Below are 12713 nucleotides of genomic sequence, written 5' to 3'. Positions count from 1 at the left end.
GGTCTTGCCGCCGTCGATCCAGTGCACCAAATGATGCGCTTCGCAGCTGATCGGCGGGGCGCCGCACACGACGCAGCCGCGGTCGCGGAAGTTCAGGGCTTTGCGGATGTGGCCGGTGACGAACCGTTTCGTCCAGCCGACATCCAACGGCACGGAGTTCTTACCCAGGATGATCGGGGTGACCGCGGCGTCGCAGGCCAGCCGGCGGATCGCGGCCGCGGACAGGCCGTCGCCGTAGACCAGGTCACCGATCCCGGCACCGCCGGTGCCGGAGCGGAGGTCTTCCAGGTCGGCGGTGATGGTGATGTGCGCCTTCGGCCCGTCACCATCGACGAAAGCGTCACTGGCCGCGGCGCCGGCTGCGGTGTTCAGGACCGTCGTCAACGCGTCGGCCTGGCGTTTGTCGCGCGACCGCGGATCCAACTCACCATCGACGGTCTTATGGGGTTTCGCGCCGGCGTGAATCATCGCCTTGAGCAGTTCGGCGTTCTCGTTGGCGAGGTAGCCGGTGAACTTGACGCCGTGGTCGGCGTCGCGCAGCGAGAGCGCTTCGCGGGCGTAGGCCTTGTCTTCGGCGGGTTCGGGGCCGTCGGTGTCGAGCAGATCGCACGCGTGCTTGGCGGCCTTGCGTAGCTCGACCGGGTTCAGGTGCGCGGCGAGTTTCACTAGTTCCTGTTCGGCGACCTCGATGTCCTCGACCGGGACCGTGTCCGGCAGTTTCTCCAACGCGGCCACGATCACCTGCGCCTGCGCCGGACGAACCACCACCCGCCCCCGCACCCCACCACCCGAGTCGGCACCGTCCGCATCCGAGCCTGCGTCGACGTCCGCGGCAACGTCCGAGTCGCTAGCAGCATCGCCGCCGGCCTCAGCCTCAGCCTCGAGGTCACCATCACCGTCGCCGTCGAGGTCGAGGTCGGTGGGGTCGGGGAGTCCTGCGGCGACGGCGGCGTACCTAGGGAGGGCTTTGGCGAGAGTGAGGTCTCGGCGGACGTCGCGGGGGTGGAGGTTGTGGCGCAGCGACAACAGCTCGATGGTGTCGCGGGCGCCGACGTCGGCGGCGTACCCGGATTCGTCGAGGCCCGCCGTCAGGTGCAGGCAGAGGGTTTCCAGGCGGGCGATCTCGGTCCGCGCGGCGTCGAGAGTCAGCAGCTGTTCGCTGCCGCTCATCGAGTACACCGGCCGTGCGCCCAAGATCTCCATAACGAGAAGCCTAGACACCGCCGCCGACAGTTTTCGCTCGGAATGCCCTTATCTGTAAGGGATTCCGAAGATTGTCTGGATCTTGTTGGTGGTATCGAATCGGGCCAAGTTGTCCACAGCAATCTCTGATCTGTGGAGGGAGAAGGTTGTTCTCCCTGGCCGGGATGAATCTCACCAGGCGGAAACCCGGACGAGGCGGGAATGAAGCCGCAGCGGCTGCATGTTGACCACCGCTGACCGACTCTCCTACCCCGGGAAGAAGGCAGCTCCATGACGTCCTCGCCGACCACTATGCGCGCCGTCCAGCTCTCCGCACCAGGCCCCGTGGACAACCTGCGGCTGACCACGCTTCCGCTGCCGCCCGAGAGGGACGGCTGGGTGCGGATCCGCGTCGAGGCGTTCGGCCTCAACCGCTCGGAGCTGAAGCTTCGGCTGGGTGTGAGCGAGGGCGTCAGCTTTCCCCGCGTCCCGGGGATCGAGGCCGCCGGCATCGTCGACGCGGCCCCGGCCGGCAGCGGCCTGGCTCCCGGGCAGAAGGTCGTCGCCATGATGGGGGACATGGGGCGCACCTACGACGGTGGCTATGCCGAGTACACGTCGGTACCGCTGTCCCAGGCCATCGCCGTGGACACCGACCTGCCGTGGGAGGTACTGGGCGCACTGCCGGAGATGGTGCAGACCGCCTACGGCTCGCTCACCATCGGCCTGGACCTGAAGCCCAGTCAGTCCGTACTGATCCGCGGCGGCACCTCCTCGGTCGGCCTAGCGGCGGCCGCCCTGGCCAAGTGGCGCGGCGCCACGGTGCTGTCCACCACCCGGCAGGCCGACCGCCTAGCTTCGCTGAAGGAGCACGGTGTCGACCACCCTCTGCTCGACACCGGCGAGGTCGCACCCGCCGTGCGCGAGCTGTACCCGGACGGCGTCGACGCTGCCCTCGACCTCGTCGGCACCCCGACCCTGCCCGACACGTTGCGCGCGGTACGGGTGCACGGCACGGGCTGCTTCGGCGGCAGCCTCTCCAACCAGTGGACGGTACGGGACTTCTCCCCGAACGAGTACCTGCCGCGGGGAGTGCGCCTGGCGGGCTACTTCGGCGACGCCGCCGACCTGCCTCGCGAAGCCTTCCAGGAGATCCTCGACGCGATCGCGGCCGGCCAACTGGCCTTCCCCGTCGACCGGGTCTACGACGGCCTGGACCAGGTGCAGCAGGCCCACTCAGACATGGAGCACAACCGCGCCACCGGCAAACTCGTCGTCCGCGTCCGCCACTAGGCGACGGTCTCAGATCGACTGGCCGCCAGAGACCTCCACGCGTTGGGCGTTGAGCCAGCGGTTGTCGTCGGAGAAGAGGGCCGCCACCGCGGCGCCGATGTCGTCGGGCTCGCCGACGCGGCCGAGGGCGACCTGGGTGGCGAGGTAGCCGCGGACCTGGTCGTTGTCGCGCATCAGACCGCCGCCGAAGTCGGTCGCGGTCGCCCCCGGAGCGATGGTGTTGACCCGGATCCCGCGGACGCCGAGTTCCTTGGCCTGATAGCGAGTCAGTACCTCGATGGCACCCTTCATCGCGGCGTACGCCGCCGCTCCGGGGGTGGTGAACCGGGCCAGACCCGAAGAGACGTTGACGATCGCGCCACCGTCGGCGAGGAGCGGTAGCAGTTTCTGGGTGAGGAAGAAGACCCCCTTGAAGTGGACGTCGACGAGGGCGTCGAAGTCCTTCTCGGTGGTCTCGGCGAAGGACGCGGCAACGCTGTTACCGGCGTTGTTGTGCAGGTAGTCGAACGTGCTGCGGCCCCAGTCGCGGAGGACCCCGCCGACCTGCTCAGCGAACGCGTCGAAGCTGCCGACCTCGCCGGTGTCGAGTTGCAGGGCGACAGCGCTCCGCCCCAGCTTGACGATCTCGGCGACGACGGCGTCCGCCTCGTCCTTGGTGGCCCGGTAGGTCAGGATCACGTCCACGCCGGCAGCGGCCAGGTGCAGCGCGCTGGAGCGACCCAGGCCGCGGCTACCACCGGTGATGAGGGCGACCTTCCCGCCGGTCTGCTGGTCAACGCTCTCGTTTGTCTGGACGCTCATGCGATCTCCTCTAGAAGGTTGGTGCTTCCAGTTGAGGCCGGTCGGTGCGGGCGGACCAGGCTCCGCTTAGCCACTGACTCGGAGGTCGTGGATAACGGGCGGCGACCCAGGCACAGTGGTAGGAGGACCACGACTGGAGGAGTTGACGGTGGACCGGGTGGCACTGGCCGAGTTTCTTCGCAGCCGACGCGAGGCGCTCCAGCCCGAGGATGTCGGGATGCCCCGCGGACAGCGCCGTCGTACCCCCGGACTGCGCCGGGAGGAGCTCGCGGTCCTGTCAGGGATGTCGACCGACTACTACAGCCGGATCGAGCGCGGCGCCGGCCCGCAGCCCTCGGAGCAGATGATCGCGGCGATCGCCCGTGCCCTGCATCTCACCCTCGACGAGCGCGACCACCTCTTCACGCTGTCCGGCTACACCGCGCCGGGGCGCGGCCTTCGGGCCGAGCACGTCAACCCCGGCATGATGCGAGTGCTCGACCGGCTCGACGACACCGCCGCACAAGTCGTCAGCTCACTCGGCGTGACGCTGCTCCAGACCCCGCTCGCGGTCGCGCTCCTCGGGGACCAGATGGGCTACACGGGTCACGCCCGCAGCCTCGTCTACCGCTGGTTCACCGACCTCGACAGCCGCCGGATCTACCCCGAGGAAGACCACGAGCACCACGGCCGCGTCTACACCGCCCAACTGCGCGCCGCCGTCACCCGCGAGGGCCCTCGCTCACAGGTCGCCCACCTCGCCGAAATTCTCCGCGCGGAGTGCCAGGAATTCGCCGAGTTCTGGGCCGGCCACGAGATCGGTCTGAGCTATACCGACCAGAAGCGCTTCATCCATCCCGAGGTCGGCGAACTCTCACTGCATTGCCAGCTCCTGATCGACCCCGACCAGTCCCAGTCGCTCGTCGTCTTCACCGCCAGAGCAGGCACCGAGGACGCCGACAAGCTCCGCCTGCTCTCGGTCATCGGCAACCAGACCCTGTTCACTCATTAGTGCGCCGCGTCGGAGGTTGCGTTAGCGATACGGCGTACTAGCCGAAGGCTTGTTTTTCGGAGTCGTAGCCGACCGGGTAGCCGTTGTCGGTGGGGTTGCGTTGGTTGCTGATCGACGGTGGCGGCGCCGCGGGTGGTGCAGGGGTGTCGGAGAGCCCGTCCCGGACAGCTCCGAGCAACCGCTCCTCGACCGCCTCCAGTTCAGCAATGCGGTGCCGGATCGCGTCTTCCTCAGCCCGTGCCGTGGCCAGCAACTCATCCGCCTCAGCCTTCGCGACCTCGCGCAGATGATCCGCCGTCCGCTGGCTGGCGCTCAGCACACTCAGCTCGTACCGCCTGAGCTCGTCCACCAGTTCGCCCTCCTGCCGCTGCGCATCCAGTACTGCGTCGGGCAGCCGACCGTTCTGCGGATCCGGCAAGGTCTGCTCCAGCGCGGCGATCTGCTGATCCACCCGGCTGAACAGATCAGCCACGTCGGTCCGCATCTGCCGGATCACGTTGGCGGCCGCCTGGACGCGCTCGTTGGCCTCGCGCTCGCGCTCGAGCGCCGTCCGCTCCGCCGAGGTGATCACATCCAGCGCGACCACCGCAGCCCGCTCTGCCGGATCATCCGCCGTCGGCACCACTCCACTACTCCCCGCTCCCGGCGCGGTCGCGGCAGCCAGATCCGCCTGTACGCCGACCGGCGGTTCCTCGGCCGACATGCTCACGGTCCTCCGCAGCGGCACCTCGCGGATGAACAGCACCGCCAGCAGGCTGACCAGGGCAGCCGCAGCCGCGATCAGGAAGATCCGCCCAGTGGCATCGCCATACGCCTCTCGTACGACGTCGCCAAGCTGCGGCGGCAGCGAACCTACGTCGAGCACGCTGGTCCCGGACCCATTCTGCAGAGCCTCGCCAGCCTGGGCCCCCGCCGGACCGAGCGCCCTGATTTCGCTTGCGATCAGGTCCGTCACCCGGGTCGCCAGTACGGCGCCGAGCACGGTGACTCCCACGGCCCCACCGAGGCTGCGGAAGAAGGTGACCGATGCACTGGCCGCGCCGACCTCGCTGACGTCGACCGTGTTCTGCACGGCCAGCACCAGGTTCTGCATCATCATGCCCATCCCCATGCCCATCGCCAGCATGCCGAGGCCGAGATACCAGTACTCCGTGGTGTGGTCGATGGTGCCGAGGATCCCGAGGCCGGCGGTGAGCAACAGCCCGCCCAGGATCAGGTAGATCTTCCACTTGCCGAACCTGGTGATCAGCTGCCCAGCACCGACCGACCCCACGAACGAGCCGAGCATCATCGGAATGGTCAGCAGCCCGGCCTCGGTCGCGCTGTAGCCGCGGGCGATCTGGAAGTACTGGCCGAGGAACACCGCCGCACCGAACATCGACATGCCGACCGCCACGCTGGCCACGATCGCGAGCGCGGTGGTCCGCTGCTTCACGACATTCAGCGGTACCAGCGGTTCACTCGCCTTGGTCTCGGCGATGACGGCCAGGATCGCCAGCAGCGCGGTGCCGCCGAGGTAAGCGCCGGTCTCCCAGGACCACCAGGGGAAGTGCTCGCCCGCGAACGAAACCCAGATCAGCGGCAGGCTCGCAGTACCGGCGATCAGGATCGCGCCGAGGTAGTCCATCTTCACCTTGCGCTTGATCAGCGGCAGGTGGAGATAGCGCTGCAGCATCACCAGGCTAAGCACGGCCAGCGGGACGCAGACATAGAAGCACCAGCGCCAGCCGAGCCAGGAGGTGTCGACGATGACACCGCCGAGCAACGGTCCGCTGACTGTCGCAACGGCGACCACAGCGCCCATGTAGCCGGAGTACCGGCCGCGGTCGCGGGGCGGGATCGCCGCCCCGATGATCGCCTGCGCCAGCGCGAGCAGGCCGCCCATCGCCAGCCCCTGCAGCGCCCGCGCGCCGATCAGGAAGGGAACGTTGTGCGCCATCCCGGCGAGCGCCGAACCGATCACGAACAAGGTGATTGCGAGCTGCACGAGCAACTTCTTGCTCATCAGGTCGGACAGCTTGCCCCAGACCGGCGTGGCCACGGTCATCGCCAGCAGGCTGGCCGTGACCACCCAGGTGTACTGGGTCTGGGAGCCGTTCAGATCGGCGATGATCGTCGGCAACGCGTTGCTGACGATGGTCGAACTGAGGACCGCGGTGAAAAGGGCCGAGAGCAACCCGACGAGCATCTCCAGGATTTCCCGGTGCGTCAGCCCGGGATCAACGGGCCCAGCCGCCACCGGAACTCCTGGTCCGTTCCCCGCACTGGTCGGTGCTGCGTTGGGTACTCCGGGATACGGGGCGGCGGGTGACGCCGTCACCTCGCCCGGGGCCTTCGTCTCGATGGCAGACATCGGGTGTCCGTTCTCCTGCGCGGTCGTTCGGCCGAAACAGCTGGTCGGCTGTTCCGAGGCGGAGTACGGCCGTCTAGGTCCTCACCCGGGCCATTCATTTGGTTGCAGTAGCCAACAATAAGGCCAGCACACCTCCGACGACGACCCGGTCCGGTCGGCGAGCAACTCTGGACCCAGACCAAGGCGGAGATCCACACTCCCCTCGCCCGCTGAAAGCCGTACTAGCCCGGAAGTTTGCGGGCTTCAGCAGCCAGCAGCCGTACTGCGTTCGCAGTAGTCCGGGTTCGCCAGCTTTTGGCGATGGGTGAATCGTCCAGCGCGGCGATCTGGTCTGCCACCGCCTCGATCGGGGTGAAACAGTGATCGCTGCCGTAGAGCAGGTGGTCCGCGCCTGCCATCGCTTCGAGGGCCCGCAGTTGGTTCGGCACCGGCGTACCGGCGACGTCGTACCAGAGGTCCTGTAGCTGGCCGGAGATGCTCGGGAGTTCGCTGACCGGGGCATATGTCTGCCGGAAGAGATCCAGCCGGTCGCCGAGCAGCGGCAGCACGCCACCAGCGTGAGTGACAATGAAGCGGATCCGCGGGTACCGGCTGAAGACGCCCGTGAGGACCAGGTCCGTCACCGCCCGCGCACTGTCGAAGAGAAACTCGATCATCGGCCGCGGCCGGTCCAGAGCCACCTGGCGCCACTGCGGCGGCGAGGTCGGATGCAGGAAGACGACGGCAGCCCTCTCATCCAGCGCGCGCCACAGCTGGTCCCACGAAGGATCACCCGGGTACTGCCCGCCGGCGTTGCTGGTCAGGACCACCCCGTCGGCGTTCAGCACGTCGAACGCGTACTCGAGCTCGACCAACGACCCAGGCACATCCGGCAGCGGCAGACTCGCGAAGAACCCGAACCGCCCGGGATGATCCTCGGTCAACGCGGCGGCGGCCTCGTTCACCCGGCGGGCCAGTACCTGAGCGCGGAAGTCGTCGCCGAAGTGCACACCGGGCGAGGAGATCGACAGGATCGAGCGGGCGATCCCCATCCGGTCCATCAGGTCGAGATGCCGGTGTGCATTCCAGACGGGCCAGGCCGGCATCCCGTCGGGTCGTAGATGCCCCGCGCGCTCCGCGGCCGCGACGTACTCCGGCAGCAGGAAGTGGGCGTGCACATCGATCAGCGTCGGTTCCATCAGTCGCCTCCCACGGACATGGCTCTGAGACGACCTGGTGCCGGCCGCCTCAGAGGTACAGCTCACGCAGCCGACGGGTGCAGGAGGTCGTCCAGCCCGACGCGGCGGAGGAACTCGGTGCGGACCCGGTCGGCGACCGCGTTGACCACGGCCGCGCCGTCGTCGGAGGGGTCGATGTGGACCCGGAACGGCCGCTTGCCCTTCTCGGTTCCGACCACGGTCACGATCGCCCGGGCCACCTCGGCCACGTCCGCCCACTCCGGCTCGAGCTCCCGGAGCTTCTGGCTGACCTGATCCATCAGGCCGGCATAGCGGATCTCGTACGCCGCCACGATGTCCGCGTCGGCCGGCTTGCCGCTGTGGGCGAAGTGGTTCGTGCCATGGGTGAACGAGCCCGGCACCACGATCGTGCTCTCGATCCCGAACCGCGAGACCTCCAGCGCGTAGCTCACCGCGAGCGCGTCCATCGCCGCCTTCGCCGCGAAGTACGGAGCCAGGTACGGCGGGGTGCCGCCGCGGGTACTGGAGCTGCCGACCCACAGGAGCAATCCGTCCTGCTGATCGCGGAGGTGAGGCAGTGCCGCACGGTTGAGCCGCTGGGTGCCGAGCACGTTCGTGTCGTACAACTCGGCCAGCTGCTCAGGGGTGAAGGCCTCGGCCGGTCCGGTGACCATGTGGCCGGCGTTGTGGATCACGACGTCCAGGCGACCTTGCTCCGCGAGCACGGTCTGCACGGCCTGGTGCGTGGATTCGTCGGAGCTCACATCGAGTTCCACTGCGCGGAGATCGACGTTGTGCTGGTCCGAGTACTGCTTCGCCTCGGCCGCGGCAGCTGCGTTGCGGCCGCCGAGGTCGCGCATCCCGGCGTACACGGTGTGGCCGGCGTCGGCGAGGGCATGCGCGGTGAGGGCTCCGAAGCCGCTCGAGGCACCGCTGATCAGGATCGTCTTGCTCATGGCATTTTCCTTTCAGTAGAAGGGGTTTTCAGGCGGCCGAGCCGCCGTTGGCATAGATGACCTGACCGTTGACCCAGCGGCCCGGTCCGGCCAGGAAGGCGACCAGTTCCGCGATGTCCTCCGGCTGGCCCAGGCGCTCCAGCGGCGGCTCGGCGGCGATCCGGTCGATCAGTTCCTGCGACTTGCCGTCGAAGAACATCGCGGTGGCGGTCGGGCCGGGGGCGACGGCGTTGACGGTGATGTCGCGGCCGCGCAGTTCACGGGCCAGGATCAGGGTGATCGCTTCCACCCCGCCCTTGGTCGCGGCGTACGCGGAGTAGCCCGGCCGGGCCAGCTTGGTGAGGGAGCTGGAGAAGTTGATGATCGCGCCGCCGCCGCGGACCCGGCGTACGGCCTGCTGGTCGACGACGAAGGTGCCGCGCAGGTTGGTACGGACCACGCGGTCGAAGGCGTCCAGGTCGAGGTCGGCGAGCGGTGACAGCGGCATGATGCCGGCAGCGTGTACGACCACGTCGACACCGCCGAAGCTCTGCTCGGCCTGGTCGAACAGCGCGGCGACCGCATTCTCGTCCGCGACATCAGCCTGTACTGCGATCGCCCGACCGCCGGCCTGCTCGACCTCCTTGACTGCCTCGTCGGCCTCGGCCTGACTACCGCCGTACGTGACTACCACCGCGTAGCCCTCGCGCCCCAGCCGGGCTGCCGTCTGGCGGCCGATGCCCCGCGATCCACCCGTCACGATCGCGACCCGGTCGGCCTTGTTCTCTGTCATCGCCCTGCTCCTTCGGATCTGGTGTCTTGCTGACACTTAGATCCTGCTGCCGGCGATGCATCAAGTCCAACGACTCAACTCGATGGGTGGATCAGTTCTATTGATCCATCAGGTCGCGGCCGAGCTCGGTCCCCTCGGGGTGGCGGAGATGGGTGCTGACCAGGCCGAGCAAGGCCCGCAGCGCCGCGGACGGTTTCCGCTTCTTCAGCGTTGCCATGTACAGCGACCACTGGAAGGTCTGGTCCTTGATCGGTACTGCGCGAATGCCTTCCTCGGCGGCGAGCGCGTATCCCGGCAGGATCCCCAGCCCGACGCCGTGCCGGACGAACTGGACGCCGTTGTCGATCCCGAGCGCCTCGACCACCACGTGCCGCTCGATCCCGGCCGCCTCGAACTTCTGGTCGATCAGCGTCCGGGTCCCGAAGCCCGGCGGGAAGTCCACGAACGCCTCGTCGGCGAGGTCGGCCAACGTGACCGACCTCCGCCGGGCCAGCCGGTGACCGACCGGAACCCCGAGCACCTGCGGCACCCGGAGTAGCTCCCAGGCAGTCAGATCGCGATGCACGCTGCCGGCCGCGACCCCGAGGAACCCGACGTCGATGTCCCCGTTGCGCAGCCCGACGACGACCCCGGCCGAGCCCTCGGGTTCGACCCGCAACTGGAGCTCCACGTTCTGGTGGCGGCGGCGGAACTCCCCGGCCGCGGCAGGCAGGTCGATCAACCCGAGACCGGGCAACAGCCCCACCCGGACCGAACCGCGCATGCCTGCACCCAGCTCGTCGACGACATCACGTGCACCCTGGACCGCATCCATCACCGCGAGCGCTTCGGGCAGCAGCGCAGTACCGGCTTCAGTCAGTACTACGCGCTGCGCGCTCCGCTCGAACAGGGTGACCTTCAGATCCCGCTCGAGCGAGGCGATCGCCGCACTCACCGCGCTCTGCACAACATGCAACCGCCGCGCCGCAAGCGTGAAACTCCGCTCATGCGCGACGGCCACGAAGTACTCCAACTGCCGCAACTCCACCCCCAGAGTCTGGCTCATCGGCGACCAACTCGCGTACGAGCGCCACGCCAAGCCCAGCGGTCAGCAGGTCGGCTTCGGCGATCACCATGAACGCGGCCGTGCTTGCGAACCTGCCGACAACGCGACCGGCGTGACACCAGCAACTGAAACAGGCCGAGCACCAGCGGCAGAAGCCACCAGCCCGCCGGCCACCGACCGCGCCGCTGGTCTGGTCGGTGCTCGGCGAAGACAGTGCCCGGGAAGGTTACGAACACAACGAGCAGATGCGCCGCTTCGGGTACGCCGAACTGGTCAGCGTCCTCGCCGAGAAGCATCCGCTGAGCCCGGGCCTCACGCCGGTCAAGGCGCGCGACGTACTCCTCGTCCTGACCGGTCCACAGTTGTTCGTGATGTAAGCCGCGAGCTCGGCTGGAGCACTGAGGAGCTGGCAGCGTGGATCACTGACGCAGCGCTGGAACAGGTGTTCGGGCTGCACTAGGTTCCAACGGGATCGCTCGTTTTATCCACAAGTCAGAGGTTGCTGTGGACAACTTGGCGTGATTCGATACCACCCACAAGATCCAGACAATCTTCGGAATCCCTTACAGATAAGGGCATTCCGGCACAGAAACTGTCGGAGGGGTTGTCTAGAGTCTTGGGTATGGAGATCTTGGGCGCGCGACCGGCATGGTCGAAGACCGGCAGCGAACGGCTGCAGGTCCTCGACGCCGTCGAGACCGAGCTCGCCCGCCTGAAGACCGTCCGGCTCCACTACATGGCCAGCGTCGACGACTCCGGCGACGCCGTCGAACTAGGAGCCCACGACACCGTCGAACTGTTGTCGCTGCGTCACAACCGCCACCCCCGCGACGTCCGCCGCGACCTCACCCTCGCCAAAGCCCTCCCCAAATACCCCGCCGTCTCCGCGGCCCTGCCCGACCCAGCAGCAGATCTCGGCAGCGACCTCGACGATCATTTCGCCAGCGACGCCGACCCTGACGCCGACCTCGAAAGCGATCTCGCCGCCGCCCCGGACGCCGAGGCGGACGATGCCGCGGACCCGGACACCGACGCGGATGCGGACGGTGCCGTCGACCCGGACTTCGATGCGGACGGCGCCGTCGACTCGGATGCTGGGGTGCGGGGGCGGGTGGTGATTCGTCCGGCACAGGCGCAGGTGATCATCGCCGCGTTGGAGAAACTGCCGGACACGGTCCCGGTCGAGGACATCGAGGTCGCCGAACAGGAACTCGTGAAACTCGCCGCGCACCTGAACCCGGTCGAACTGCGCAAGGCCGCCAAACACGCCTGCGACCTGCTCGACACCGACGGCCCCGAACCCGCCGAGGACAAGGCCTACGCCCGCGATGCGCTCTCGCTGCGCGACGCCGACCACGGGGACAAGTTCAGCGGCTATCTGGCGAATGAGAACGCCGAACTGCTCCGTGCGATGATCCACGCCGGCGCGAAGCCCCATAAGACTGTCGATGGTGAGTTGGATCCGCGGTCGCGCGAGAAGCGCCAGGCGGACGCGTTGACGGCGGTGTTGAACACGGCGGCTGCCGCGGCGGCCAGCCCCAGCTTCATTGATGGTGACGGCCCGAAAGCCAACATCACCATCACCGCCGACCTGGAAGACCTCCGCTCCGGCGCCGGTGGTGCCGGGATCGGTGACCTGGTCTACGGCGACGGCCTGTCCGCCGCCGCGATCCGCCGGCTCGCCTGCGACAGCGCGGTCACCCCGATCATCTTGGGTAAGAACTCTGTGCCGTGGGATGTCGGCTGGACCAAGCGCTTCGTGACCGGCCACATCCGCAAAGCCCTCAACTTCCGCGACCGCGGCTGTGTGGTGTGTGGTGCCCCACCGATCAGCTGCGAAGCCCACCATCTGATCCACTGGATCGACGGCGGCAAGACAGCCCTCTGCAACCTCGTGCTGCTCTGCAAAGCCCACCACATCGCCCTACACGCAGGCCGCTGGACCATCACCCTGGCCGACGGCACCGTCCAAGTGGAACGCCCGTCCTGGGCCGATCCTGATCCGACCACCCGGATCCGGTACCGGCCACCACCGGCCCCACCCCCACCCGCTCCACCCACAGCCACGGCCACCGCCACCGCCACCGCCACGGCGAGCTCGACTGCGCCCGCGGCCAGGTCCACCACGCCCACCGGGTCCAC

The 12713-nt window shown here is 68.1% G+C and carries 11 protein-coding genes; 4 read left to right on the top strand and 7 right to left on the bottom strand.

The window, feature by feature from the left end; translation table 11 throughout:
- The coding region (locus VFG33_RS18505; RefSeq protein ID WP_325054142.1) for an HNH endonuclease signature motif containing protein at positions 1-1203 on the bottom strand (1203 nt) is incomplete at its 3' end.
- A gap of 270 nt (positions 1204-1473) precedes the next feature.
- Here VFG33_RS18505 and VFG33_RS18500 point away from each other — a divergent pair.
- Positions 1474-2475 (top strand): zinc-binding dehydrogenase, encoded by a 1002-nt coding sequence (locus VFG33_RS18500; RefSeq protein ID WP_325054141.1) that lies wholly within the window; start codon positions 1474-1476, stop codon positions 2473-2475.
- 9 nt (positions 2476-2484) lie between these two features.
- On the opposite strand, the gene VFG33_RS18495 is transcribed toward VFG33_RS18500, so the two are convergent.
- The gene (locus tag VFG33_RS18495; RefSeq protein ID WP_325054140.1) at positions 2485-3276 is read right to left on the bottom strand and encodes an SDR family NAD(P)-dependent oxidoreductase; all 792 of its coding nucleotides are present in this window, start codon (positions 3274-3276) and stop codon (positions 2485-2487) included.
- A 148-nt stretch (positions 3277-3424) separates the two neighbouring features.
- Here VFG33_RS18495 and VFG33_RS18490 point away from each other — a divergent pair, with 148 nt between their 5' ends.
- Positions 3425-4267 carry a helix-turn-helix transcriptional regulator gene (locus VFG33_RS18490; RefSeq protein WP_325054139.1) on the top strand — a complete coding sequence of 281 codons (843 nt, stop codon included), beginning with the start codon at positions 3425-3427 and terminating at the stop codon, positions 4265-4267.
- Positions 4268-4304: 37 nt separating this feature from the next.
- Here the strand turns inward: VFG33_RS18490 and VFG33_RS18485 are convergent, their stop codons facing one another.
- The 5 genes from VFG33_RS18485 to VFG33_RS18465 all read right to left on the bottom strand — a co-directional run bounded on the left by VFG33_RS18485 (position 4305) and on the right by VFG33_RS18465 (position 10571).
- A complete protein-coding gene (locus tag VFG33_RS18485; RefSeq protein ID WP_325054138.1) occupies positions 4305-6620 on the bottom strand; it encodes an MDR family MFS transporter in 2316 nt (771 codons plus the stop codon).
- Between the two features lie 221 nt (positions 6621-6841).
- Complete coding sequence (locus VFG33_RS18480) at positions 6842-7798, bottom strand: amidohydrolase family protein (RefSeq protein WP_325054137.1); 957 nt, start codon at positions 7796-7798, stop codon at positions 6842-6844.
- Between the two features lie 62 nt (positions 7799-7860).
- Positions 7861-8754, bottom strand: coding sequence for an SDR family NAD(P)-dependent oxidoreductase (locus VFG33_RS18475; protein ID WP_325054136.1), 894 nt, complete (start codon positions 8752-8754; stop codon positions 7861-7863).
- 28 nt (positions 8755-8782) lie between these two features.
- Positions 8783-9526 carry an SDR family oxidoreductase gene (locus VFG33_RS18470; RefSeq protein WP_325054135.1) on the bottom strand — a complete coding sequence of 248 codons (744 nt, stop codon included), beginning with the start codon at positions 9524-9526 and terminating at the stop codon, positions 8783-8785.
- Positions 9527-9623: 97 nt separating this feature from the next.
- The gene (locus VFG33_RS18465) at positions 9624-10571 is read right to left on the bottom strand and encodes a LysR family transcriptional regulator (protein WP_325054134.1); all 948 of its coding nucleotides are present in this window, start codon (positions 10569-10571) and stop codon (positions 9624-9626) included.
- Between the two features lie 245 nt (positions 10572-10816).
- On the opposite strand from VFG33_RS18465, the gene VFG33_RS18460 reads away from it, so the two are divergent.
- Both VFG33_RS18460 and VFG33_RS18455 read left to right on the top strand, forming a co-directional pair.
- Positions 10817-10948: a hypothetical protein gene (locus VFG33_RS18460; protein WP_325054133.1), complete on the top strand. Its 132-nt coding sequence runs from the start codon at positions 10817-10819 to the stop codon at positions 10946-10948.
- Between the two features lie 245 nt (positions 10949-11193).
- A partial coding sequence (locus VFG33_RS18455) for an HNH endonuclease signature motif containing protein (RefSeq protein ID WP_325054132.1) occupies positions 11194-12713 on the top strand: 1520 nt, incomplete at its 3' end.

Source organism: Kribbella sp. (assembly GCF_035687465.1).
GTDB lineage: Bacteria > Actinomycetota > Actinomycetes > Propionibacteriales > Kribbellaceae > Kribbella.
The sequence above is the reverse complement of the archived record's forward strand: the minus strand, read 5'-3'. Positions and strand labels throughout refer to the sequence as shown.

Bases quoted from the DNA above. Each gene is read 5' to 3' on its own strand.
- VFG33_RS18500 (WP_325054141.1), top strand. From the start codon at position 1,474: ATGACGTCCTCGCCGACCACTATGCGCGCCGTCCAGCTCTCCGCACCA.
- VFG33_RS18495 (WP_325054140.1), bottom strand. From the start codon at position 3,276: ATGAGCGTCCAGACAAACGAGAGCGTTGACCAGCAGACCGGCGGGAAG.
- VFG33_RS18485 (WP_325054138.1), bottom strand. From the start codon at position 6,620: ATGTCTGCCATCGAGACGAAGGCCCCGGGCGAGGTGACGGCGTCACCC.
- VFG33_RS18480 (WP_325054137.1), bottom strand. From the start codon at position 7,798: ATGGAACCGACGCTGATCGATGTGCACGCCCACTTCCTGCTGCCGGAG.
- VFG33_RS18475 (WP_325054136.1), bottom strand. From the start codon at position 8,754: ATGAGCAAGACGATCCTGATCAGCGGTGCCTCGAGCGGCTTCGGAGCC.
- VFG33_RS18470 (WP_325054135.1), bottom strand. From the start codon at position 9,526: ATGACAGAGAACAAGGCCGACCGGGTCGCGATCGTGACGGGTGGATCG.
- VFG33_RS18465 (WP_325054134.1), bottom strand. From the start codon at position 10,571: ATGAGCCAGACTCTGGGGGTGGAGTTGCGGCAGTTGGAGTACTTCGTG.
- VFG33_RS18460 (WP_325054133.1), top strand. From the start codon at position 10,817: ATGCGCCGCTTCGGGTACGCCGAACTGGTCAGCGTCCTCGCCGAGAAG.